Source organism: Mesorhizobium sp. M0478 (assembly GCF_040321305.1).
Taxonomy (GTDB): Bacteria; Pseudomonadota; Alphaproteobacteria; order Rhizobiales; family Rhizobiaceae; genus Mesorhizobium.
In genome coordinates this window covers 68,325-93,189 of sequence record NZ_JAMYRH010000018.1, presented here as the reverse complement: position 1 = coordinate 93,189, position 24,865 = coordinate 68,325, and the positions used below count along the sequence as shown (strand labels likewise).

Sequence of the window (24,865 nt, the reverse complement as noted above, 5' to 3'; positions counted from 1 at the left end):
CCGAGCAGTTCTGACGAGCGGCTCACGGCCGTCCGGCGTTCAAAGTTCGCTACGTGTATGTGCGCCAATCCTCGATAAACCAGGTGCGCCACCATCAGGAAGCACCGAACTTCAGTACAGCTTGGTGGACCGCGCCGTCAGATTGGGCTGGCCGCCGGATCGTGTCGTCGTCATCGATGAGGATCTTGGAAAATCGGGAAACGGCCAAGTCGAGCGTGGCGGCTTCCAACGGCTCATCGCCGAGATCGGGTTCGGCAACGCGGGTCTGGTGGTCAGCCTCGATGCATCTCGATTGGCGCGCAACAACCGGGATTGGCATCAACTCCTCGAGTTGTGTTCATTGTTCGGCGTTATCATCGCCGATGGCGAGCGCCTCTACGATCCCTGCGCCTATCACGACCGGCTACTGTTAGGGCTCTCGGGGATCATGAGTGAAGCGGAGTTGCACCAGATCCGCATCCGCCTGCATCAAGGGGAGCGCCAGAAGGCTGCGCGGGGCGAGCTTCGCATACCGCTGCCAGGTGGCTTGACCTACAACCGCTCCGGCCAGATCGTGTTCAACCCTGATGAAGAGGTTCAGGCTCGGCTGCGTCTGATCTTCGACAAATTTAGAGAGCTTCAGACCGCGCGACGCGTTATGCGTTACCTGCGCACGCATGACCTACGCGTACCGGTGCGGCCGCTTCGCGGGCCGGCGCCCCATGAGTTAGTGTGGCGAGACGCCACCATCGCCCATGTCCATCATATTTTGCACAACCCGGCCTATGCCGGCGCATATGTCTACGGCCGGCGCCGAATAAATGCGATCCGCCAAGGTCCAGGTTCGCACCGCGCAACCTCGAAGGTGGCCATTGACGACTGGGAGGTTTGCATCAAAGACGCACACCCTGGTTATTAACTGGGAGGAGTTCATGGCCAATCAGAGACGCCTCGCCGACAACACCAATCGATACGAGGCCGGCCACCGCGGCGCGCCACGCAAGGGCATTGCTTTGCTGCAGGGCTTAGCGGTCTGCGGCCAGTGCGGACGGCGGACGTCATACCGCGCACGTTCCCGCCGTAGCGCCCATTGTTTCTCGAGGCTCCGCGTTTCCTCCGCAATCTCGTCGAGCGCAGCGATGGCGATGGCGATTTGGTCAGGTTCCAACGCCTTCAGGAGGATCCGGGCGACTTGTTCATCTACTGCGGGCGCCCGAACCTCCTGACAGAGAGAGCTGCCGGTCTGGTTGGGTCCGCCAGGAAGCAGTAGACGGCGCCGAGCGGGCTTGACGACAATACGACACCGTGGAACCGGAAAATCGTCTCGTCGCCAGAACCCTGGAAAAGGCTTGGGAAGACAAGCTGCGCTTGGTCGATGAGATCGAGCAGGAATATCGTCAGTGGAGAGACCGAGAGCCCTTGGTGTTACAGGCACAGGATCACGCCGCGCTTCAGGAACTCGCCGAGAATTTGCCGGCTATCTGGCACTCAGAAACCACCCAGCCAGAAGACCGCAAACGTATCTTGCGCTTCATCGTGCAGGAGGTCGTTCTCGATCAGAAGAAGATACGCGGCCAGGTCGCCATCAGAATTCTTTGGCAGACCGGCGCAACCAGCGAACATCAAATCCAACGCCGACTTCAATCTTACAATCGAGACTATGGCGAACTCGAGCTTGTGCGTGAGCGGATCACGGAACTCAATGCTGCGGGCGATATGGACAGGCAAATCGCCAAAATCTTGAATGACGAGGGCGTCCGCTCGGCGCGAGGCAGGCTGTTCAGCTATGAGAACATCTGGCTCTTACGCCACTGCAACGGACCAGGCGATCAAGGAAAGGTGCATCATGAAGTATTCGCGGAGCCGACAATAGCCGACGCCATTCTCGACCGGATCATCCACAACGCCCATCGCTTCACGCTCGAAGGCGACAGCATGAGAAAGCAAAAAACACCGCCGCTCTTGACCGCCGCCGAAAACGGCGAAATCAATCGCAAATGACTTCAACCAGACAACCGAGGGCCGACCCCATCCTGCTGTCCGCGACTTAGAGCATAGTCTGACCTGATGGAATCGCGAGGGATTCCCATCGGGGAGAATATCTGATTCATCATGTCGGCTGGGTATGGAGGCCAGCAGGCATGGTTAGAGCCATATCGGAGGATTTGCGTTCGCGAGTGATCGCAGCGGTTGAGAGTGGCCTGTCGCGGCGGGCTGCGGCGGATCGTTTCGGTGTTGCCGCGGCAAGCGCGGTCCGCTGGGTCCGCGAATGGCGAGAGAGCGGCGCGACGCGGGCAAAGCCCCAAGGCGGAGACAAGCGCTCCCAGCGGATCGAAGCCTACCGGGATACGATCCTGGCGGTGATCGAAGGTCAGGACGACATCACACTGGTCGAGTTGGCTGAATTTCTCAGGGCGGAGCATGCGGTCGTGTTCGCGCCGAGCACGATCTGGCGCTTTCTCGACCGTCACTCGATGACCTTCAAAAAAAACAGCGCACGCCAGCGAGCAGGATCGGCCCGACGTGCTCGCGCGGCGACGCGCCTGGTTCAAGGCCCAGCCTGATCTCGATCCCGAACGGTTGGTCTTTATCGACGAGACCGGCGCATCGACGAAGATGGCTCGCCTGCGTGGACGGGCAAAGCGGGGCATGCGGTGCCGATCTCCGATCCCGCACGGGCACTGGAAAACGACTACTTTTACAGGCGCATTGCGCCTGACGGGCATGACTGCGCCGATGGTCCTCGACGGACCGATGACGGGTGAATGGTTCGCCGCTTATGCCGAGCATGTATTGGCGCCTACGCTTCGAGTTGGTGACATCGTCATCCTCGACAACCTGCCCGCTCACAAAGTCGCCGCCGCCCGCCAAGCGATCGAAGCGGCCGGCGCGCGAATGCTCTTCCTACCGCCTTACAGCCCCGACTTTAACCCGTGTATGGATGGCTCCTGCGGGTCAAGGGTATCGGATCGGGTTTGGTGAACAGGTCGGTTGCGGCCATGTATACGGCGTCTGAATGTGCAACGGGATCGCTGCGCGCCCTGATGAATATCCGCTTGGAGAACAGGTCCCACTCAATCGAGCGCGCTCGAGGCGCTTCGGATTAATCGGGGTGTCCTGGTTCTTCGTCTCCGTTTGTTCGCCATCACCTCACTTTGCCCTGACCATTCCGAGAGCCTGTCAGGCTGACTGCGGCTCGTAACGCGATCCGTCCCTCAGGACGGCGAATATTGTTCGTGCCATGCGATGCGCCAAAGCGACGGCGACGATCTTCGTCTTCTTTCGCATCAGCATGCCCGATAGCCAGTCCGAGCTCGGCTCGCGCTTGAGTCTGCATCTGAGCATGATCTGCGCCATGGCGCCCAGATACAGCAAGCGTCGGATATAACGATTGCCCATCTTCGAGATCCGGCCCACCCTCTGCTTGCCTCCGGTGGAGTGCGGCTTGGGAGTGAGGCCGAGCCAGGCGGCATAGTCCCTTGCGCTGCCGAAATTGTCGACATCCGGCGTCGTCGCCGCGATGATCGTCGCCGACAGCATCCCCACACCTGGGATTGTGGCTAGACGCTGGCTTGTCTCGCTTTGCGCGTAGGTCTCTTCGAGCTCGTCGGTCAGCCGCTCGATCCGCTTGTCCGTCTCGGCCAACTGATCGAAGAGCAAACTCACAGGCATTCGAGCTACTTCCGGCAGTTGATCCAGTTGATCCTTCAGTCGATTGACGTTCTGCGCGCCCTTCGCCGCGATGACGCCGAACTCCGTCATGTGGGCCCGGATCGCGTTGCCGATCTGCGTGCGCTGGCGAACCAGAAAGTCTCGCGTGCGGTGAAGAACCAGAACCGACGAGCAGGCTTCGCTCTTGATGGCGACAAACCGCATGGAGGGGCGTGTCACGGCTTCACAGATGGCGGCCGCATCCGCAGCATCCGTCTTCCCGCGCTTCACGTAAGGCTTCACATAGGAGGGCGGCATCAGCCGGACGTCGTGCCCCATCTCCAGAAGCCTGCGCCCCCAATCGTGAGAACCTGCGCAAGCCTCCATGCCGATCAGGCATCGTGGACGCTTCTGGAAAAACACCAGCAACTGGCTGCGGCGAAGCTGACGGCGTACGAGAACCCGACCGTTCCCATCGACACCATGGATCTGGAAGACACTCTTTGCGAGGTCGATGCCAACTGTGGCAAGTTCTGACATGGATGGCTCCTTTGCTCGGGACGACAACATCCCAACTATGGCGCAATGCGACGCCGGGAGCAGGAGCCATCCACACCATCAATCGAGAATGCCTTCTCCAAGCTGAAGTCGATCCTCAGGAAAGCCGCCGCACGCAACATCCCCGAGCTTTGGGACGCAATCCGCGACGCCTTGCCACGCTTCACCGCCGAGGAGTGCTCAAACTACTTCTGCGCCGCAGGATACGAGCCTGAGTGATCAGATTCTGCTCTAAGTTTCAGATTCCCAAGAGTTTTGATCCGCGCGATCATGTCCTTCCTCGGACAGATCAAAGCAGCCCGCGCGGAATGGTTTCGGACCATTCTCTTGCGAACACCTCGATTTCCCCCGAGTCCTCGGTGGCGCGCACCTTGCGGTGCAGGTAAAAGTGTTGAGGGTCGCAGCTCATGCTGTGTTCAGTTTGGATCCCAACCTGCCACTGCTCACGTTTGAAGGTGAAATTCCACTGACTTTCGAAGCGGGCTGATGCTGGATCGTCTGGATGGATACTGCAGTGCATTCGAACATCGCTGCCTACGGTCATTCCGTGATGCGGATTGATCTTCTGGCCGAAGTCGTCGAACGTAGTCAGCACGATCGTGCCGTCCTCCAGCGCACGGCGCTTCGAGCGGCTACTGGCAGGACGCAGCTGCTGAACTTGTAGCTTCGGATACTCCTGCGGTGGACCGGGGTTCAAGGGCGGGATTTCCTCAGTAACTGTCCGAATGGGCAGGTGAAGCGCGCTGTTTTCCAGGTGCAGCGTGACCACCGCAATCTCAGGCGCTGGCCAGACGAGCGGCCAGTAAGAGGTCGACAGCGCCAGCCGCAGGACATGTCCGGTTCTCAGTCGATGGGCACACTCGTTCAGCTCTATCTCGGCTTCGTAGACTTGGCCCGGCACGAGTGCTTGGGGGCTCTCATTGCTCGCAAAATGGGTCAGGTTCAGCGGCCGAAAGGTAATCCGCTGCGAAACGCCCTCGGGCGAGAGGTCGCACAGACGCGCCACGATCTGAGCCACTGGTCTGTCAACTGAAAAGGCAAACTTCACCTTGGGACGGCCAAGCAGTTCCATAGGCTCGGTCAGTGGTGCGCTGTCAAAACAGGTCGACAGAGCATCGTCAGGTGCCTGATCCTCGGCCAGTTCGTTGTCGATGCGCATGCCGGGGCAGTAATACCCTCCTGTCTGACCGATGTGCGCAGGGCTGGAGACAGCTAGAGTCCCAACGGTCGCATTGTCCTTCAAGCCATCCGACCCCAAGAAAAGAACCCGGTAGGTCACGTGGGGTGAGGGCCAACTCTGCTCTGCCACCCAACGTCCCACCCGCGGGCCGTACTCCTTGGTCGGGTTGAAATGCTCCTGCATGTAAACACGGTAAGCGGGGAGGTCCTCCGCGCCGTTGCGACCTCCCTTCAGCCAGCGGTCGAACCAGCGAATCGCCTCCGAATGGAAATCTGCAGGGTCGAGCCGTGAAAGGTGGGGATAACTATGCTCCCAGGGCCCGATCATCGCTTTGCACGGAACCCGGAGGTTCGCCGCGAGCGCCGGCGGCGCATTGACATACGGGTCCGCCCAACCGGTGATTGCCAGCACCGGCGCCTCTATGCGCGACCAGTCCTCGCAGACTGAGCCGTGCTTCCAGAAATCATCCCGCGTGGGATGACGCATCCAGTCAACGGCAGAGAAAGGCACCGTTTCCAGCCGTCGGATCCAGTCCTCACGCCAATCCTCACGCAGTTGGGGATCGGCCGGACGTGTGAGAAAGGCACATAGCTGGGTTGCCCAATCAACATTTGCACTGAGCAGGCAGCCGCCCATGAAGTGACAATCGTCCGCGTAACGATCGACGGTCGAGGCCATGCTGATAACCGCCTTCAGCGCAGGTGGCCGTCGATACGCCAGCTGCAAGCCGTTGAAACCGCCCCACGAGATGCCGGTCATTCCAACGCTGCCATTGCACCATCCCTGCGCTGCGATCCAGGCCAGAACTGTCTCGCCGTCACTCAACTCCTGCTCGGAATATTCATCGTCGAACTGCCCTTCGCTGTCGCCTGATCCGGCAATATCGACACGCACGCAAGCATAGCCCGCTTCAGCAAAGACCCGATGCGTTGTCTCGTCGCGCGCCGCCGTCCCGTCGCGCTTGCGGTAGGGCAGGTATTCAAAAATAGCAGGGGCCGGCTCCTGGGAGCTGGGAAGCCAAATCCTGGCCGCCAATTTGCGTCCATCCGGCATCTGGATCCATTCGTTCTCAATTACTTTCGTCGACATAGGTGCTCTGCGGCCCCCTCCGTTTGCAATGAGATTTTCGATGATGCAAAACGCTAGCACGGCTGTTACCGTTGGAAGTCGCGCAAAAAAGTAATCTGTCGCGTGATCTTATTTCACCGTCCGGCCTGAACAGCCGAATAACCGTGTGTCTGCCCTCATAAGGGCTTATGTCTGGCGCGCTTGCTACCGCGCACCGACAGATCGCGTTCGCCTGCCCAACTTGTAGATATTGTTGGAAGGTCTCCCCTCTTGCAGCCTTAGGACCCGTTCCGAACGGAACGAGATACAGCCGACAGTCTGGGTGGTGTCGCCGGCTTCCTCGCACCAGCGATGGCCGCGGTGCTTCTTGCTTCGAAAAGAGGTAATGGGGCGATTAAGTTTATTTTGACTGTCAAGCGCGGAACCTCATCTGTTCATGGTATACTTGACTAACGGTTCGAGGATTTGGCGGTAAATGTTAGATAGTAGCGGACACGCTGTCGCTTGAGCAGGTCCCGGAGGCTGGCTCTAGAACTCGAAGCAAAAAAAGGCGGGATGTACGGGCGTCCTGGCGCGCGCTTCCATCTTTGGTGCGGCGACAGCTATGGCGTACTCGATGCTGGATGCAATGCCGCCGGCGCATGCCCAAGAAGCGCCTGCCCCGGCCAGGATGCGGGGACGCTCGATTTTGCCGTTGAAGTTCTCAGATCGACCTGTGTCTTCTCGGCTGGCTGGCCGGAGTAACGGACGAAGACCTCGACCGCGAGGGCTTGGCGGCCCTTGATAATTGCCGCGTGCTGATAACCGGTAGTCATCCGGAGTATCAGTCGCTGCCAATGTTAGCTAGCTCGGGACCGCAAGTCAGACGCCTGTGGCCTTGCACTGCTGCTGTTGCACCACCTCCGGACGCCCGGCTTGGTGCTGCGGGTCCATCATGTCGATTCTGGAGCCGCAGCGGCGCCAGAATTCGGAGAACTTCTCCAGCGCGGCGGCCCTGTGTTGGCAGAAGATCGGGAGGGTGTCGAGAAACGGCTGAAAGACCACTTCGACCGATTGGATCAACGTCTGAGGAAAGTGGCAGGAAAATTCCAGACTGTTCGTGCACTGGAAGCGTTCGGAACGAATACGTTAGCCCTGGATTCACGACCAATATGGCGTCGCTGCGGAAAGCCGGAGGCCGAATATTGATGACCTTGCTTTTTGTGACCGTCTCCAGGTCGTCCGTCGTGCCGACGATGATGTGCGGCAGGTGCGAGACGGCGAAGGAGGCGGTGCGCGGGGCCGACCTCGTCATCGTCTCAGTGCCCGTCGATGCCTCCGGCGCCGTGGCTGAGGAGATCGCACCGGCGCTTAAGAAGGGCGCTATCCTCACCGATGTCGGCTCCACCAAGGCCTCCACCATCGCTCGGATGCAGCCCTTCGTGCCGGAGGGCGTACACTTCATCCCCTGCCATCCGCTGGCCGGCACGGAGAAGTCAGGGCCTGATGCGGGTTTTGCCGAACTGTTCGAGAACCGCTGGTGCATCTTCACGCCGCTGGAAGGCACCGACCCACGGCGTGACGCTAGCGATCGTCGGTCGAGTAGTCACCGCCGAGCTTCAGCTCTAGGGCGCGCTTCAGGGTCTCGATACGGGTTGCAATGGCGATATGGCCGGCCAGCCCCTCGCGGCAGATGACGCGCGCCAGCGAAGAGCCGATCAGGCCGATGCCGACCAAGGCGATCTTTTCAAACAGAGGTTTCGACATCGCTAGCTTTTCAGCAATTCGGTCAGTGCGGCGACTACACCGCGATTGGCTTCTACGGTTCCGACCGTCATCCGCAGCGCATTGAGAAAACCGTAGCGCGCAACGCGCCGCAGAATTTGGCCGCGCGCCGTGAGATAATCGTCGACCGCTTGCGGGCATGCAGCTTAGTGTTCTCCAGGCCGACGATCCCGTCAAACCGTTCCTCTCCTGCTCTCGATGGCGCCAACTTCGGCGACGATCCCTTTTAGCTGGCGCCATCTGAGGGTGCTGTCGGGAAGATAAAGGCTGCATTATTGTTCATCGGAAACGCTTGTGATGGACCAAGTGATTAAGTCGACGGCACGCTGAAGTGCGACCCTGGTCTCAGCAAGGCTGGGTGAAACGGCAGTGACATGTCCGATAGAGTCCCGATAGTCGCCTTTCCTGACGATCGGCGTCTTGGGTTTAACATACAATTTGACCTCGGCGACACCTGGTACGGCAGCCGCCCGACTGTCGCCATCGATCCAATTGAGGATGCCATCGCGATCAGGAAGTAGGACCCGCCAGGCCGCAATGTGCGAATGCCTTCTGCGCAAATTCCATTCTTCGCCGATGACAAGCTTGATGTGCTCCGTGACAAGATCGACACCGTAAGCCAGCTGAACTGGTCGAGGACCGCCAGCAAGGCGTGGATTAACTTCGATGATGACCGGGCCACGCTTCGTCAGACGGAATTCGATGTTCGTTGGCCCCCAGCCCAAGCCGAGAGCTCGCAAACAACTCAGCGAAACATCGGCGATACATTTATGCTCGCCATCAGTCAGCAGGGCCGGAAACATGCCTTCTCGAATGACGAAATGAGGTTGGGGGCCGAAGTCAGCAGCCTCAATACCAACAGTTTCATTTCCCATTATATGAGCCCAATAATGGGGGCCTTGGGCGAATTCTTCGACCAGGATTCTCGGCGACGACCGCCATATGTGCTTCCCGCCTAACAGATAGGTCGTATGTTCGGCCAACTCATCGGCATTGCGGCACAATCGGACCCCGATGCTGCCGTGGCCTACGGCTGGCTTGAGAACCACGGGGAGGCCGATCTCCGCGACAGCCCTTTCTACCTCGTTCGCATTCGCTGCCAAGCGATAAGCAGGTATTGGAACGCCGCCCTCCGCGAGGAGCTGACGTTGGGTGAATTTATCGCAGCATCGTTCAATCGATGCGGGGTTCGGCCCCGGTAGATCGAAATACCGGCAGAGCTTGCCAACTGTTGCATAGACCAACTCGTTGGCGCTCGTAATGCCAGCAATGGCATAGGTCGCATAAAGCCGGGAACATTCACGGATCAGCGCATCGAAATTGGTTGTGTCGACCTGGATTGCCTCAATGCTTTCCGGCGCAAGATAGTCATACTGCGCTGGATCAGCCGACAGGGTGATTGGATGAAGGCCAAGACGCTGGGCCGCTTGGACGTATAGCAGACCATTGCTCCTTGTGCCTTCAAGCAGGATGAGCGCTCTTCTTGCCATTGGCTTTTACCCTCGTTGCGTGCTGTGGGGCGGCCGGAAGCGTAAGTCGGCATTGGCTTTTGTCGTACCTACCCCCAGATTTGGTTGTGAAGATACCACTGTCAGCTATCTGCGGTCGTGAAGACTTGTGAATTCATTTTGCAGGATCTGTTACACGACTGAATTGGCCGATTACTCGGAGGCGATGCTGCATAGGAAGGCATGGCCGTTGATCCTGAGCTCGGCCCGCGACTGCACGTTGGATTCCGGCATGTGGATCGGCGCTCCCTCGTCGGTGGCAACCTGAATACCCCTGTTTCGGAAAGCATCGAGCGGATCAACTTTGTTGACTAACTTCAGATGGATGAAATCTCAAAACGACCATTCAACCGCGCCGACACCGGGGTCGATTGTGCGAGTCGTCTGAAAGAGGACGCTTTTCGCCCTGTACCATTATCATGCGGCTCCTGGGGTGCACGCCCAGTGTCGCGTTGCGTAGGCGTAGCGGAACGTACCGTGACCCGCGGACAGTGGGTGGCGGCACGTTGTTCAGGTCGCGTCAATCACAGACGCCACATGAGGCAACTGCTGGTGTGATTATGGGGCTTCGTCGGGTACGACGAAACCCCGCATCTCGCTATGAGCGGAGGTGCCATCGCTCGAGCGTGAGATGCACGGGCCAAAGGATTGGCACACTATGCCGGGACGGCCGCTATGACGACCGACCGTTCGAGTGCGGAGTTCGGGAAGTTTCTATCGGAGTACTCGCCTGAGAGTGCCAGTACGGCCGCGGCCCGCTCTGCCTTGGCGGGGTTTGCCGGTCGTTCTGACCTAGTCCGCGAGTTCCTGGTCGCACCTTTCGGCCGCCACAGCGCCGAGCTGGGCCTTATTCTTGACGTCATGCGCTCACAGCCGGTAGCTGGCAAATGGATCGCCATTATGACCCGGCCGTATAGCGAGTGGTGTGCTGCGCGCTGGTCGCTGGATTTGCCCATGCGGGTGGTCGAAGTGGCGACGCCGGCACGTTTCCAATCGCGCGAGGAAGTTGAGCGCTGGGTGTTCAAGCAGCGTTGGCAGCACCTCATCGGTCCTCTCCCAATGCAGGAGGGTGGCGATGATGTCTGGTCGCCCAGCGATTCTTGCTTATGCCGACCGCGACAGCGTTATACCTGGCGAAAGCATTGCCTTCGCTGTGAGCTGTCTGAAACTCGATAGCTTCGAATGCGACTTCGTCCGGCTGCTCGGCTGCGACGCCGGGCCGGAGATGGCACCATTCCGCCCGCCCGTAATGGCGGCGCCGGAGACTCGGCGTTATCCCGGACGTGAGCAGCCCATTCGTGCCGGCTCCTGTATCAAGGTCGAGGGATCGCAGCGCTTAGCGGATTTTAGGTTGGTAACGGTTTGTGCCAATGTCATGCCGACTCTCATTGCTGGCCAACCGCGCTGCCTGCTCAGTACTCTGACCGCCGGAGGAGATGGGGGAATGGCCTTGCGCTTGGGGGCAGACGGCTGTCTGGCGGCGATTCTCGGAGGTCCCGCTGAGCCGCGCACCTACCGCCTAGTCTAGATAACCCTTTGCCTCTCTGGCTCTGGAGCTTCGTTGCGTTGAGCTATGATGCTGAACGCCGTCAGCTGCTGGTTGTGACGCGTGGTCTGAAATCTGGGACACATGATCATATTGGCGCAAACTGGGTAACTGTGCAACGTGGAGCCACCCGCCCCATGCGATGGTCGCCTTTTGATAGCGGCCGAGCGGGATCACAGTGGAATTCCCCATCACCACTTCAATGGCAAGATCGAGCGTCCCCGCATACTTGCTGCGGCGCTGTCGCTCGAACTTCTTAACGATTTGGCTTTGCGCAAGCCGACGGAACCTTTGGGCTGGCCCTGTCTGGCCGATTGGGATTTGCTGAGCGATCCAGCGTCAGAAATTGTTCCAGATCAATCCGGTTGTGGCCATGACGGCGTTTGCATCAATCAGCCCACCCGCGCCGTCCAGGGTTCTAACTGGGAAAGCCCAACCATGGACTGGCGCAGCGCGCCTGAACAGTACGGCGCGGCACATTTCCACCATGACGATATTGAGAACCCCGGCTGGCAGGAAGACCTCACGCTTACGGTGCCTACCGACTGGCCAAGTGGCTGCTACGCTGCGCGCCTGCGCGGCGCGGATGCTGAGTTTTATGTTCCGTTCGTTGTGCGGAAGCCTGCCGATGTTACCAGCGATGTTGCCTTTCTGGCACCGACCGCAACTTACGCGGCCTATACGAACTTGACCATGCAGCGGCAAACCAACGAGTATAACCTCGGTTGCGTCGCTTCCTCGTACACGCCGCTCGATCTTCTGGCCTTTGGACATCCAGGCCCAGGTAAATCGCTCTATGATCCGCATGATGATGGCAGCGAGCGTAGCATTGGATCGCTGCGACGGCCGGCGGTAAATCTCCAGCCTGGAGGATGGCTTTGGAACTTCCAGATTGATCTTTGTTTACTCGGATGGCTTGCGCACTTTGCTCCGGATCACCAGACACTGACAGACGAAGACCTCAACCGTGAGGGCTTGGCGGCTCTGGATGGCTGTCAGGTACTTGTTACCGCAAGCCATCCTGAATACTGGTCCCTCCCTATGGTGCAGGCTATTGACGGCTTTCTCGCGAGAGGTGGACGGCTTATGTACCTCAGTGCCAACGGGTTTTACTGGGCAATCGATTTCCATCCTCAACGAGAAGGCTTGATTGAGATCAGGCGACGGCGTCCCGGAAACGGTCGCTTTGGCGCCGGCGAAGCATACAGTAGTTTTATTGGCCGCCCATGCGGGTCGTGGGCCGATCTAGGCAGACCCGAACAATCCTTGGTGGGTGTTGGGTATTTGACCGAGGCATTCGACCGCAGCAGCTATTATCGTCGCCTCGAGGCCAGTGAAGACCCCCGAGCTCGCTTTATTTTCGAGGGTATAGCAGAAGATATCGTTGGCGATTTCGGCATCACCGGCGGAGCCGCCGGACTTGAGATTGATGTAGCTGATGTAGAGCTAGGTACGCCGCGTCACGCACTCGTGGTAGCGTCCTCCGAGCAGCATGGAAGTTCATTCGCGCGCACGCTGGGAGGGCTTAACTTTTCACTAGACTGTGGAACGATGCCCCAAGGGAGCCCATTCGTGCCGATATGACGTTCTTTGAGACACCGGCAGGCGGCGCGGTCTTTTCTGTCGGCTCGATAGCTTGGGGCAGTTGCCTCCCGCACGCCGGCTATGTCAACAATGTCGCACGTATATCTGAGAACGTGCTACGCCGCTTTCGCGATACGACTCCCTTCCAAATCCCTGAGTAATCGCGGCAGGCGCTTGAGGTAGAGATCTGATAGCCTAACGATCAACCTCTCGGACCCTTCGGTCTGCCAGATCATGTTCAATGGCACGTCTCTGACACTACAACTCACCCAGGAAGCAGGCACCGATCCCCTATTCTGGACCACTTCGAACCGCTGCTCGACGGACTTTCACGTCGACGCGATCACCGTGTTCGAACAGGAACGTCCTGACGCCGATTTCTAGCCACGTCCCGGCGCGAGCTTCGCCAGGAGGGCATGGTTAGTGCACGGAAGCTCTTGTCGGAAGGGAACACTGGCCGTTATGGTCGGCCCGCGCGGCACCGGGAAAATACGCTACTGAGCCTCGCAAGAACACACGCGTCAGTGACGAACGGCCATTGCTCTTCGTTGAGATCGTCGTCGTTCAGTTTATATCTGTGCCATCTGGCATTCGAAGATCTGCCGAGCTTCATTCAAGGTGCGCCAAGCTGCGGGTAGATGAAGTCAATGAAGAATCGGTCGACGCGGCGTTCCGCGAAAATACCAACTCATAGACGGAAGATTTGTCGCACACAGAGACGTACATTCCGTCCGGAAGTGGGTTCCTGCCTATGATCACCATGATGAAGCCATTCAGCGCGTGGTAGGAGCGGCGCACGCAATCGGCGATGTTTCGGCGATCGATATGCGAAGGCGATGCGATGTCCTCCGGGTGTGTATGCCAGCACCCTACGAAATGCAGCCCGCGCGAAAACATGTCATTGATCTCACGCTGTTCGGCCCGCTCGTCGGGCCGATAAGAATAGCGGGTCCGGCGATCTCCGCGCCTCGGGCCGGTAGCAACGTCGATGTCGATCACCGGAAGCTGAAATCGTGCAAATAGAAATCCACCGGCCTCCTTGTGCCAAAAGCGGGTTTGACGGTGTTGGTTGAAGTGCTCCAGAACGCGGTCGCTGAACGCGAGCGATTGTCCCGATTGTCCGATGTCAAAGGAGATCACGCCGCCAGATCCTTCACGGCCGAGCCCCATAATCTTTCGATCATGGTCGCGCCGTCGAGCGCTTGCGGAGCGATGGCTCGCAGTTCGTCGCTCCATGTGCCGCCCACAGCTTCCACGAAGGCGCGGCGGGCGAGCCAGATGCGATGTGTGGCCGATGCCAACTCACCGAGAAGGGCGTCGAGTGCGGTCTGCGCCACCATCGAGGTGATGAAGCCTAACTCAACAGGGCCGTAGGGGTCGAATGCCGCCCCGCAGGCAGGCTCGTACCGCCGGGTTTCCTGTGCCCAGCGCGTGGCGACGAGGTGCGGCGATCCAGTGGCATCCAGTCCGTCGCGCAGGCGGTCGCCGCCGCCGGAGACGATGATCGCGTGCCCGGCAGCGGCATGCGGTTCCGCCCAACCGTAAACGATCGGAAAGCGTCGCGTTTGGACAGCCTGCCATTCGTCGAGAAGGGATTCGCTCGGCCAATCGCCGAGTGCCGAGACAATGAGGTCGACACCGGCGAGGGGACCCTCGGCGCCAAGCAGAACGTTCTGCACGAGTGCGTTATGAAACCCCACCTCGACGTGCGGCAGGTCCGAGCGGATGCGCTTCGCGAGTTCGATTGTCTTGGCTGCACCGATCGAGCCGACTCCGAGAGGGTGTCTGCCGACATTGGCCCCCGTGAAGGTCTGCTTGTCGACGAGGATGAGCTTCCCGACGCCGGCTCGAGCCAGCGTCATCGCAACCGGTCCGCCGACTGATCCGCATCCGAGAACGGCGACGGTCGCCCCACGCAGCGTGAGAATCCGCGGATCGCGGTCGCGCCCATGGACCCATGTGGGATCGACGCGTTCGACCGACGTGCGGTCGGCGGCATTTCCTCCGAACACTCGGGCGTGTAGCACGTTCTCGGGCACACGCGAAGGGCGAAACCCGGCGATCAGCGGATCCGATCCACGAACGAGCTTCGGTCGATTGACGACCGTAGTTGCGAGCGCGGGTCCGTTCTCAGTACTCGCGCCCAGCATCACGATCAGCCGTTGACGCATCTCGCGGGCAAGTTCGTCGAGATGGGCGGCGACGCCGGCGCGGGCAGCGATATCGTAGACGTCCTTCGCCGAGGAGGGGTATTCCGACGGCAGCGGGACGACGTCCATCCAGACCAGCAAGCCGCTATTGAAGCGGAGCTCGGCTGCGGGGATTGCCGGAGCGAAATTGCGAAGCCAATCGCGCAACGTGTCGTCATTGTCGGCGACGATAGTTCTTCGTGCGCCTTCCCAGAGCCTGACGATTCGCGATGGCGGCGCGGGTTCGATCAGCGACAGGATGGTCCGGGCCCGTCCGCGTCCTGCATGATGCCAATATGTGAGAAACTCGCTTTGGAAGTCGGCATCGCGTTCGCCGCGGATCAGCGCTTCGATCAGATCGAACGTCATCTCAAGCAGTTCGGCGATGCCAGCATATGGATCGTCGATGGGAAACGTGGCGTGATCCGGCACCAGACAGAGCACGCCGTCGCGTTCGACATGGGGCCAAGTCAAAAAGGAAGGACGGTCGACCAGCGCGATCCGCGCGGGCGCAAAAGGAAAGGCCGCGGTCACCAGAACGTCGAGCCGGCGCCGCCGATCGGAAAAGTCGCAGTCGAATCGCCAGCCGATGGGGAAGCGCCCCCCGTAGCTAGCGAGTTGTCTGGCGTCGAGCCTTAGCGGGCGCAAGCCAGCTTGCTGCCAGCATGATTCAACGACGCTGACAGCTGAGTTGAAGCGCTGAGCGAGAGGGTCGACACCCTCAGGCATTCCGGCGATCTCCCTCGATGCGGACGGCCGAATTCCGCGCCTGCGCCTCGCTGCGGACGAGACCGGCGGTCAGCAGGGCCGGTGTACTGAGCCGAGCGGCCGAACGTCGCCGCGTCTGGCCCGCAATGCCGGCACCAACGCCCTTGGCAAGTTGCTCGGTGATCAGTTCCTTGTTCGACAACTGCGCCAACGCCGTGAAGTCGGCGCGGGCCTTTCGCAGCCAGTTGTGGAATTCTTTCTCCCGTTCGGGATGCTCCTTCCATTTGTCGGCGAAGTTCTCCAGCGGATCGCTGGGATTGGCGATGAGACGGCTGCCGTCCGCTGCGGTACCGATGAAGCTGTCCATCTTCGTCAGGATCACGAACAGCGCCTCGGCGATCTTCTCCTCTCCGTCGTAGGAGTGGGCGGCGAGCGTCGTCAGGATGATCGAGATCGGCTTGTCGTCGCTGCGGTCGGTGTACATGATGTCGCGATGGCGCTTCAGGATCATGATTGCGTACTGCAGCGGGGTGCGGATCCGGTAGTCCGGAATCGGTTCGGTGCCGGCCCTCACGCCTTTCTGAAGAAGCTCTTGCTTGCGCTTATCGTAGGCTTTCGCCATGCGTGTCAGAAACCATTTCAGATAGCCGCGTGGATTCGAACGCTGCCAATCGGCCGCGATAATCTGGTAGTGTGGGTGCCGGTTGTCGGTGATCGAGATCGCGGTCTCGGCGAGCGAAGCATCGAAGCCGCGCGTTTTCAGGAGTTGGGTCAGTTCGCCGCCGCTCGGAATTCCGGGCGTGACGTCCATATGGAATTGAGCTTCGTCCGCGTACGGCTGCCTCCAGCAGCGGCGATGCTCCTCCAGTGGCTTGATCATGTTTTTGCTGCGCGCGTATAGTCTCATTTCGGTTTCGAGCAGGCGCTTCAGATTGGCCTGCGTGGTCTCGTTCTTCGTCAGACGGTGAAACTCACAGACGGCATCGATGTCGTAGTGTTCGTCCGCGGTGAGTGGCGGCGTGACGGTACCGAGACCGAACGACCCCTGGACGTGGACTTTGGGCCCGTATTGCCGAATTGTCGACTCCGGTCGGTTGAGCCAGTCGCCCAGCGACTTGTAGCTCGTCGCCGCCTGTTCGTATCGACGCTCGGGAATCTCAAGTTCTTTGCCGAGGTCTTCGAGAACTTCGTGGGCCTCTTGAGTGATCGTCTGGCTCATATGCACGTTCATGAAAAACTCCTCGTTAGCTGGCGTGTTCAAGTTCATGGGCGAAAATGAAGCCGCCCAGCTTCTTGTTTTGGTCGTAGATCTTGAGAGTGGGGTGCGCCTTCGGCTGCCAGGAGCGACCGGACTCGATGGCGACGGAAACCGGAATGGCGGGAAACACGTGCACGATCATGTTCTCGCCATGGGCTACCTTGATGGCGTCCAGCGTTGTTCTAAAAAGACGCGCGAACTCGACGATATCGGCCTGACTGCGCATGATGTCGTTATGGGCTCCGTCGGCCGCGATGGACCAGGTCGCTACATCGGTGCCAAGCACCGCGTGGATCCGCTCGTCTGCGACGCGTGCGCTGATCTCCAGCTTCAGCGCGACCTGGCCGGCCAGACCGGATGGTCGCAGGACCTTGAAGCGGAGCGGCGGAGCCTCAGGATCCCACTTCCAGCCCTTGGGGCTGCGCAGCAACTGCCTGACGTCTGCAGGCGCGATGTCGGAGATCAGACGGCCCAGTTCGAACAGGAGCGGGATCGGCGCCAATCCGAATACTGTCAAGCGACGGATTTCCTGCCGCTCCATTCGCCCGCGAACTTTCTCGGCGAAGCCGGTCCGCAGGTTGCGGACCTGGATGCGCCAGAAATCCGGTTCGTGATCGGATAGATCGAGCGTCGCGAGATCGAGATCTATCCAACCGTCGTCAAGCGGATAGCGATCCGGGATCATCGACCATTTGAGGTCGCCTTTGGCCACGGGAGATTCGTTGGTCCCGATCCTCGCAGCGTATCGAATGACATGACTGCTCAGATCCTCGTCGATGGCTGTGACCGTCCGGATGCGGACTTCATGGCGGCGCTTCATCGCCGTCAGGACATTCGCGGGATGCTCGGAGACCATTTCGCGATCGAAAACTCGATGGTGCAGGTCGCAGACCAGCATCAGGTTGTCGGGGTCCTGGGCGAGTTTGGATGACAGAATCGGATCGCCCCGCGGCCCATCCGCCGAATCCGCAATGATGTGCCCGATATAGGCCGCGTTAGCGTTGGCAGCTCCCGACACCTCGTCGCCAATCAATAGGGCATTGCATCCCGCATATTGACACCGTCCCGCAGCGCGGCCCCATACGATGTTCTTGACCTTGTCGGGTAGGGGCCGCCGGCGTCCGCGACGCGGCTCTGCTGGCACCTGATCTTCCATTTCGGGTTCTGCAACCATACTCATGTTTTTTCTATCACGCTTGATGTGCGATTCGTTTGATTTTTGCGGCAAGCCTGAGCCCGCGAAACCTCTTAACTGTCGCTCGGCGCCGACGGCGCCGAGTAGCAAACTTACGTTGCCCCAAATAGGGACGTACTTTCAGGAGACGTACCTTGGGTCGAGGCCAAAGGAGCTCAACATTGGCCTTCAAGTACACAACTTTGGGTGTCCGATCAGCAAGGTGTGCTTCCCCACGACAGGGACGCTCCGAAATCGGCGCAGCAGCTTTAACTGTATCTGCCGAAAGACGGCCGTCGGAACCCTACCGCCAGATCAATGTTTCCCAGGCGGCCAGCAGTTCCCTTGGCTTATCCTCCGAGTGCTCCGCCTTCCGTGCTAGGCTTGGAGTTTAGCCACATTTTCCATTGATCGACTAAGGATGGAAATGGCTTCGTCCAGAATCTCGTTCGAAGTTGTGAGTGGCACAAGGAAGCGGATCACGTTGTGAAAGCGTCCTGCCGAGGCCAGCAGCAGGCCGTTTTGAGCGGCTTCTTGGATGATTCTCGTGGTGACATCTGTCGCGGGCTCTCGGCTGACGCTATCCGTAACCAATTCTATGCCAATCATTGCGCCGAGCCTACGGATCTCGCCGATCTCTGCATGGTTGCTTCTAATTCGGAGGCGCTCGAATCCCGCTTGTAGGCGCGCACCGATTTCTTCCGCCCGAGTGAGCAATCCTTCGTTCTCAAGAACGTCTAGGACTGCCAGTGCGGCTGCGCATGCCAATGGATTACCCGCGTAAGTGCCCCCAAGCCCCCCGCGGTGAACCGAGTCCATGATCTCGGCCTTGCCGATCACGGCTGCAAGTGGCAGGCCGCCTGCAAGGCTCTTGGCGGCAGCTATCAAATCCGGCTGAACGTCGAAGTTTTCTATGGCGAAAAGTCTACCCGTCCGTCCGAAACCCGACTGGACCTCATCAGCGACCAACACTATGCCGTGAGTGTCGCAGATCTGTCTAAGGGCTTTAAGGAATTCAGAGGACGCCGGCAGGAAACCACCTTCGCCCTGCACCGGCTCAATAACAATTGCGGCTACTTCTGATGCATTGAGTTCTGTTTCAAACAGAGCATGGAGGGCTGACAGGGCGTCTTGCGTGCTGATTCCGCGATAAGCGTATGGGAACGGAACACGATAAATGTCTCCTGGAAATGGGCCAAAACCCACTTTGTAAGGGTTTACCTGAGCTGTCATTCCTAGTGTCAGGAGCGTTCGGCCATGAAAGCTTCCGCTAAAGACAATAATTCCTCGGCGGCCCGTATGGAAACGAGCGATCTTAACTGCGTTCTCGACTGCTTCCGCGCCGGTTGTGACGAGCAGGGTCTTGGCTGGAGCCATCGGTGCAAGAGCATTTAGTCGCTCGGCCAAGGCAACATAGCCTTCATAAGGGGCAGTTCCAAAAAAGGTGTGAGTGAAGCGATTCAACTGATCGCGAACCGCTGCTACGATTCCAGGATGCGAATGACCAACAGCGAGGGCACCCATTCCACCCACGAAGTCGATGTAACGTCGTCCGTCAACGTCCCAAAGCTCTGCGTTAAGAGCTCTATCAGCGAAAATTGGGAACGCGCAGGCTACACCACTGGGAACCGCCGCTATGCGCCTGCTCTCAAGTTCGCGGTTTGTGACGCTCATATTTTGTTCCTCTGCCAATAGGCAAATTACTTGGCTGCGGCCCTTTTAGTCGCCAGCTTTTTGGACTTGCCAATTAGCAACGCACGATCAAAGGGTTAGGGACGATTAGCACGTATCGAAGCCTTGCAGAGATGCAAAAAAATAGCCTGCCGATTGACTTTAGTTCGAGTGGCTCCCCGAGGTGCATTGGTAGATACGTGAACGGCCGTCGGATACGCTCGCGCATGTGCGGGGAGGTGGCCGATCGGGTGGAAATGCCAGTGGCGCTCGCCAATTTGCCCGAGCCTTCGAAAAGCTTGCCCGGTCACCATGTATCCCGCTCGACGGCACGCAAAGGGCAACCGGACCGGTAGACGAAAGGCAAAGGCACAGAGATGAGCGAAGTGGCTGGCGCAGATGCGGATGTAATTTCGCCAGCGACGTTTGCGCCGCTCAAGAATCGAACCTTTCGTTCCATTTGGCTCGCCACGCAGTTCTCAAGTCTTGGTTGGCTGATGCAGACTGTTGCCATCAGCTGGCTGATGGCAACGATCTCGACGTCCGATCTGATGGTTGCGCTGGTGCAGGCTTCATCCACGCTACCTGCGTTTATTCTATCTGTCTTCGTCGGGGCCATTGCCGACAATTTCAGCCGTCGCAGGGTCATGTTCGCCGGCTGGTGCCTTATGGCGGCGGCGTCTGCGATGCTGACCGCTGTTGTGACGCTGGGCTTTGTAGACCCATGGATGATCCTCGGCTTTAGCTTCTTGATCGCATGCGGCGGCGCTCTCAACGATCCCGCTTGGCAGGCCTCGGTTGGCGACATTGTGGACCGACGCGATGTTCCTTCTGCCGTTACCCTCCTCTCGGTCGGCTTCAACACTGCACGGACCGTTGGCCCGGCGCTCGGCGGCATCGTGGTTGCCTTATTCGGGCTTCTGACGGCTTTCGCCGTAACCACGCTCACCTATCTGGTCCCTCTGGCCACCATATGGCGATGCAAGTGGAAGGTTCGCTCCTCACCGCTCCCGCGTGAATCCATGAGGACGGCGATCTATGACGGGCTGCGCTTCACGGCGATGTCATCGGAAATCAAGGCGGCGATCACCCGTGGAACCCTCTTTGGCCTGGCAAGCATCGCCATACTCGCGCTGCTGCCCCTGATTGTCCGCGATCAACTGGGAGGAGGGCCCGTCGCCTACGGCGCGCTCATGGCCGGCTTCGGGACAGGCGCTGTGTTCGCCGGCATCTCCAATAACCTCTTCAGACGGATCTTGTCACAAGAACGGCTGATGACCCTCTCCTGTGTCGCGTGCGCGGCGTGCTCCCTCTCCCTTGCGCTGACCTCTTCGCTTGCAGTGGCGGCAATTGCACTCGCCCTGGGCGGCGCTGGTTGGGTCACCGCCTGGTCGGGGCTTGGCGTGAGCGTGCAGCTGGCGAGCCCGCGCTGGGTCGTGGGGCGCACGATCTCGATCTATTATGCGTTGATAGATGGCGGCATAGCGGCCGGCAGTTGGGTGTGGGGCACGGTGGCGCAGAACCATTCACTGACCTTGGCGCTGGAGGGTTCCGCCGGTGCTCTGTTGCTCGTCGCCGCGACAGGGGCCTTGTTTCCTCTTCGGGAGCGCCGCGAATCCGAGCCCGATCCTTCGGAGGAATTCAACCCCCCGGCAGTCGCGCTTGATCTCAAGCCACGAAGCGGTCCCATCGTTGTCAAGATTGAGTATCTGGTAGCCGCGGAAAATGTCGAGTCCTTCCTGGACCTCATGCGCGAGCGCCGGCATGTAAACAGCCGCGTCGGTGCTCGGCACTGGACGCTGCAGCGCAACCTGCAGGAGCCCATGCAATGGACGGAGACGTTCCGCACGCCGACCTGGACGGACTATCTTCGCCTGAACCATCGTCTCACGGAAGCAGACAAGGAACTGGATAAAAGGGTCCTCCTCCTGCACGCAGGAGAGTTTCCACCTCAGATCACACTTTCGATCGAGCGGCCGACGGGGCCCAATCGCAAATCTGAGCAATCCGTTCCTTATTTTCCCCGCCGTTGACCCTCTCACAAGGCTGAGAGCACGTGACGACATGCGGAATTGTGGCTTTCACCGTTCGCCGTAGTCGACGAACGGCTAAGCGCTCGCGGAGTCGGTACCCCATCGAATTGGTCGGTACTTCAATGAAATGTTATGAGCTCGCGCTTCGCCGCGGCATGGGACTGGAGCTTCAACGGGCTCTGGTCCGTACTTCGACCGCGGCTTTAGACAATCCGAATGACACGGAGTGCTCCCTGACCAGATATCAGCCAGAAACCCTAGCTTTGAGCTGCCGATGCGACCTTCTGGAGTTTCTCAACAGTCTCGACACCAAGGCGATGTACCCATAACCCCTGATTAGCCGAGAATAGCAACAACTATTAGCCTGTCCCACGCGCGACTTGCTCGCTAGGGGCTCCGGCAATTCGTCGATTCCTGTAGGCATCCTCGATCTAGCCAGAACCGCAAAAAAGTTGCCTGCCAGGTGACTTTATTTCGGCTGTTCCCGCCCCCCCAGCTGCATATAACACTGACCTGTAGCCCACATTGGAGCCAGGCAGATGTCGTTCAAAGGCATTATTCCGCCCGTCACAACGCCCTTTCACGCGGACGGATCGATCGACCGTGACGGCTTCTGCGTCATAGTTGAGCACCTGGTCGCGACTGGCGTCCACGGGATCATTGTCGGTGGCACGACAGGCGAGTATTACGCCCAGTCACGCGACGAGCGTGTCAGCCTGCTTAAGCTTGCCAGGAGCGTAGTGAAGGGGAAGATGCCCCTGATCGCCGGCGTCGGTGCCATTCGCACCGAGGACTGCATCGAATATGCGCTGGTTGCAAAGGACCTGAAATACGACGGCATTCTGATCGGCTCGCCATACTACGCTGTGCCCACGCAGCTGGAACTTGCCAATCATGCGCTTGCGATCGACAAGGCCGCCAATCTACCGGTGATGCTCTACAACTATCCCGGGCGCACCGGAACGATGATGGACCTCGAGTTCCTGGACCGGGTCGGTCGCAGCTCCAATTTCTGTGCCATCAAAGAATCCAGCGGCAGCATGAATCAGCTGCACGCCTTGACTCGTGACTATCCGCACATTGATCTGTTTTGCGGCATGGATGATCAGGCCCTCGAATTCTTCGCCTGGGGCGCAAAAGGGTGGGTTTGCGGCGCCGGCAACTGCCTGCCCTCAGAGCACCTCGCGCTGTACGAAGCTTGCGTGATCGAGAAGGACTTCACCAAGGGCCGGCAGATCATGTCGGCGCTTCTGCCTCTGATGAGGCTTCTCGAACAGGGCGGCAAATTCGTCCAGAGCATCAAGTTCGGGTGCGAATTGGCTGGATTGCCCGCTGGGCCCGTGCGCCTGCCGATGCGGGCACTCGGCGACGAACAGAAGCGGGAACTCGAGTCGACGATCCGCACCCTTAAGGCAGTCATCGCGTCAATCACTGCAAAATCCCAGAAGAGGGCTTCCGAGAATGTCATCGCTATTAACGCGTGATGAGTACCAGAACTTGGCGGACAGCCTGCCACTGCCGACCAGCGCAGTGATTGACGGCAAGGCCCGGGCTGCACAATCCGGGGACACTTTCGAGACCATCAATCCCGCGACAGGGCAGGTCATCGCCAAGATCGCTTCCTGCGGCCAGGCCGATGTCGATCTCGCTGTCGAGAAGGCGCGACTGGCGTTTGAATCGGGCGCCTGGTCGCGTGCGCATCCGAGCGAGCGCAAGCGCGTTCTGCGGCGGCTCGTGAAACTGATAGAGCAAAACGCCCATGAGCTTGCAGTGCTTGAGACGCTCGAAAGCGGCAAGCCGATCTATGACGTCGCAACCATAGACATTCCCGAGGCGCTGCATTGCCTGGAATGGCACGCGGAAGCCACCGACAAGCTCTACGGCCAGACGTCGCCGTCCGGCGATGATGTCGTTTCGAGGATCGTGCGCCAGCCGCTGGGCGTGGTCGCCTGCGTTTTGCCCTGGAATTTCCCGATCCTGATGCTGGCCTGGAAGATCGGGCCGGCGCTCGCGACCGGAAACTCGGTCATCGTCAAGCCGGCCGAGCAGACCAACATGTCGACGTTGCGGATCGCCGAGCTGGCGCATGAGGCCGGGTTGCCGCCAGGCGTCCTGCAGATCGTCACCGGTCCGGGCGAAGTGACCGGCAAGGCACTCGGCATGCATCCCCATATCGACATGGTCGCATTCACCGGGTCCACTGACGTCGGCCGGAAATTCCTGGAATATTCCGCCAAGTCTAACCTCAAGCGCATCGTGCTCGAATGCGGCGGGAAGAATCCTTGCATCGTCCTGGACGACGCCGAGAACCTCGATGTTGTAGCGCAGCATGTCACCCAGGCTGTTTTCTGGAACATGGGCGAGAACTGCTCTTCCAATTCCCGCCTGATCGTGCACGAGAAGATCAAGGACCGCTTGGTGGAAACCGTCCTCCATAAGCTAAAGGAATGGCCTTTGGGCGAGCCGCTGGATCCGGGTAATCGGCTCGGCGCCATTGTGTCGAAGGAGCAGTTCGATCGCATCATGGGCTACATCAAGAAGGGACGGGCGGAAGGCGCCAGGATCGTGACGGGCGGCAACGCCCACAAGTACGGCAAAGGCTATTTCATCGAGCCGACCGTATTCGACGATGTCACGCCCGAAATGACGATTGCGCGAGAGGAGATTTTCGGTCCAGTGCTGTCGGTAATCAAAGTGGCCAACGCTGACGAGGCGCTCCGGGTCGCTAACGATACGCAATACGGGCTTGCAGCTTCAATCTTTACCGCCAATCTCGGCAAGGCACATCGCATCGCAAGGGACATTCGCGCCGGGACGGTGACCATTAACTGCTACGGGGAAGGGGATGTCTCAACTCCGTTCGGCGGCTTCAAGCTTTCGGGCTTCGGGGGACGAGACAAGTCATTGCATGCCCATGACCAATATACTGAACTCAAGACCATCTGGGCGGACATCTCCGATCCTAAAGTCTCGCGTTCGGTAGACTAGCCTGGT

15 protein-coding genes and 6 pseudogenes are annotated in these 24,865 nt (G+C 59.4%); 10 read left to right on the top strand and 11 right to left on the bottom strand.

Going from position 1 to position 24,865, the window contains the following annotated elements; genetic code table 11:
• Window positions 1–124 precede the first annotated feature (124 nt).
• The 4 genes and pseudogenes from NKI64_RS29335 to NKI64_RS29320 all read left to right on the top strand — a co-directional run.
• Window positions 125–898, top strand: a complete 774-nt coding sequence (locus NKI64_RS29335) for a recombinase family protein (RefSeq protein ID WP_352671680.1) — start codon at window positions 125–127, stop codon at window positions 896–898.
• 926 nt (window positions 899–1,824) lie between these two features.
• Window positions 1,825–1,980 (top strand): annotated as a pseudogene (locus NKI64_RS29330) (ATP-binding protein); the annotation flags it as partial.
• Window positions 1,981–2,120: 140 nt separating this feature from the next.
• Window positions 2,121–2,543 (top strand): IS630 transposase-related protein, encoded by a 423-nt coding sequence (locus NKI64_RS29325; protein ID WP_023690367.1) that lies wholly within the window; start codon window positions 2,121–2,123, stop codon window positions 2,541–2,543.
• Window positions 2,464–2,913, top strand: a pseudogene (locus NKI64_RS29320) (IS630 family transposase); the annotation flags it as partial. The gene NKI64_RS29325 and the pseudogene NKI64_RS29320, both read left to right, overlap by 80 nt.
• A gap of 246 nt (window positions 2,914–3,159) precedes the next feature.
• Here the strand turns inward: NKI64_RS29320 and NKI64_RS29315 are convergent.
• From NKI64_RS29315 to NKI64_RS32250, 3 genes and pseudogenes are all read right to left on the bottom strand, one after another.
• Window positions 3,160–4,170 (bottom strand): IS110 family RNA-guided transposase, encoded by a 1,011-nt coding sequence (locus tag NKI64_RS29315; protein ID WP_023832783.1) that lies wholly within the window; start codon window positions 4,168–4,170, stop codon window positions 3,160–3,162.
• A gap of 307 nt (window positions 4,171–4,477) precedes the next feature.
• Window positions 4,478–6,457 carry a CocE/NonD family hydrolase gene (locus NKI64_RS29305; RefSeq protein ID WP_352671651.1) on the bottom strand — a complete coding sequence of 660 codons (1,980 nt, stop codon included), beginning with the start codon at window positions 6,455–6,457 and terminating at the stop codon, window positions 4,478–4,480.
• A 1,145-nt stretch (window positions 6,458–7,602) separates the two neighbouring features.
• Window positions 7,603–7,697, bottom strand: a pseudogene (locus tag NKI64_RS32250) (prephenate/arogenate dehydrogenase family protein); the annotation flags it as partial.
• A 4-nt stretch (window positions 7,698–7,701) separates the two neighbouring features.
• Here NKI64_RS32250 and NKI64_RS29295 point away from each other — a divergent pair.
• Window positions 7,702–7,989: pseudogene (locus NKI64_RS29295) on the top strand (prephenate dehydrogenase/arogenate dehydrogenase family protein); the annotation flags it as partial.
• A gap of 19 nt (window positions 7,990–8,008) precedes the next feature.
• Here the strand turns inward: NKI64_RS29295 and NKI64_RS29290 are convergent.
• The 3 genes and pseudogenes from NKI64_RS29290 to NKI64_RS29280 all read right to left on the bottom strand — a co-directional run.
• Window positions 8,009–8,182 (bottom strand): annotated as a pseudogene (locus NKI64_RS29290) (prephenate/arogenate dehydrogenase family protein); the annotation flags it as partial.
• Between the two features lie 2 nt (window positions 8,183–8,184).
• A pseudogene (locus NKI64_RS29285) lies at window positions 8,185–8,325 on the bottom strand (histidinol-phosphate transaminase); the annotation flags it as partial.
• 147 nt (window positions 8,326–8,472) lie between these two features.
• Window positions 8,473–9,690, bottom strand: coding sequence for an ATP-grasp domain-containing protein (locus tag NKI64_RS29280; RefSeq protein WP_352671647.1), 1,218 nt, complete (start codon window positions 9,688–9,690; stop codon window positions 8,473–8,475).
• 693 nt (window positions 9,691–10,383) lie between these two features.
• Between NKI64_RS29280 and NKI64_RS32245 the strand changes: the two genes are divergently transcribed.
• The gene (locus tag NKI64_RS32245; RefSeq protein ID WP_502901410.1) at window positions 10,384–10,884 is read left to right on the top strand and encodes a N,N-dimethylformamidase alpha subunit family protein; all 501 of its coding nucleotides are present in this window, start codon (window positions 10,384–10,386) and stop codon (window positions 10,882–10,884) included.
• Between the two features lie 523 nt (window positions 10,885–11,407).
• Entirely contained in the window at window positions 11,408–12,838 is a 1,431-nt protein-coding gene (locus tag NKI64_RS29275) for a N,N-dimethylformamidase beta subunit family domain-containing protein (RefSeq protein WP_352671645.1), read from the top strand.
• Between the two features lie 609 nt (window positions 12,839–13,447).
• Here the strand turns inward: NKI64_RS29275 and NKI64_RS29270 are convergent.
• The 5 genes from NKI64_RS29270 to gabT all read right to left on the bottom strand — a co-directional run bounded on the left by NKI64_RS29270 (window position 13,448) and on the right by gabT (window position 19,841).
• The gene (locus NKI64_RS29270) at window positions 13,448–13,978 is read right to left on the bottom strand and encodes a Mov34/MPN/PAD-1 family protein (RefSeq protein WP_352671643.1); all 531 of its coding nucleotides are present in this window, start codon (window positions 13,976–13,978) and stop codon (window positions 13,448–13,450) included.
• The gene (locus tag NKI64_RS29265) at window positions 13,975–15,756 is read right to left on the bottom strand and encodes a ThiF family adenylyltransferase (protein WP_352671640.1); all 1,782 of its coding nucleotides are present in this window, start codon (window positions 15,754–15,756) and stop codon (window positions 13,975–13,977) included. Before NKI64_RS29265 ends, NKI64_RS29270 begins: the two co-directional genes overlap by 4 nt.
• Window positions 15,749–16,966 (bottom strand): nucleotidyltransferase domain-containing protein, encoded by a 1,218-nt coding sequence (locus NKI64_RS29260; protein WP_352671637.1) that lies wholly within the window; start codon window positions 16,964–16,966, stop codon window positions 15,749–15,751. Before NKI64_RS29260 ends, NKI64_RS29265 begins: the two co-directional genes overlap by 8 nt.
• A gap of 13 nt (window positions 16,967–16,979) precedes the next feature.
• On the bottom strand, window positions 16,980–18,167 hold the full coding sequence (locus NKI64_RS29255) for an SAVED domain-containing protein (RefSeq protein ID WP_352671634.1): 1,188 nt from the start codon (window positions 18,165–18,167) through the stop codon (window positions 16,980–16,982).
• A gap of 378 nt (window positions 18,168–18,545) precedes the next feature.
• Window positions 18,546–19,841 carry a 4-aminobutyrate--2-oxoglutarate transaminase gene (gabT, locus tag NKI64_RS29250; RefSeq protein ID WP_031206306.1) on the bottom strand — a complete coding sequence of 432 codons (1,296 nt, stop codon included), beginning with the start codon at window positions 19,839–19,841 and terminating at the stop codon, window positions 18,546–18,548.
• Window positions 19,842–20,215: 374 nt separating this feature from the next.
• Here gabT and NKI64_RS29245 point away from each other — a divergent pair, with 374 nt between their 5' ends.
• The 3 genes from NKI64_RS29245 (at window position 20,216) to NKI64_RS29235 (ending at window position 24,859) form a co-directional block, all read left to right on the top strand.
• The gene (locus tag NKI64_RS29245; protein ID WP_352671630.1) at window positions 20,216–21,871 is read left to right on the top strand and encodes an MFS transporter; all 1,656 of its coding nucleotides are present in this window, start codon (window positions 20,216–20,218) and stop codon (window positions 21,869–21,871) included.
• 539 nt (window positions 21,872–22,410) lie between these two features.
• The gene (locus NKI64_RS29240; RefSeq protein ID WP_352671627.1) at window positions 22,411–23,355 is read left to right on the top strand and encodes a dihydrodipicolinate synthase family protein; all 945 of its coding nucleotides are present in this window, start codon (window positions 22,411–22,413) and stop codon (window positions 23,353–23,355) included.
• Window positions 23,333–24,859 (top strand): aldehyde dehydrogenase, encoded by a 1,527-nt coding sequence (locus NKI64_RS29235; protein ID WP_352671624.1) that lies wholly within the window; start codon window positions 23,333–23,335, stop codon window positions 24,857–24,859. The genes NKI64_RS29240 and NKI64_RS29235 overlap by 23 nt, the downstream gene beginning before the upstream one ends.
• The last annotated feature ends 6 nt before the right edge of the window (window positions 24,860–24,865 follow it).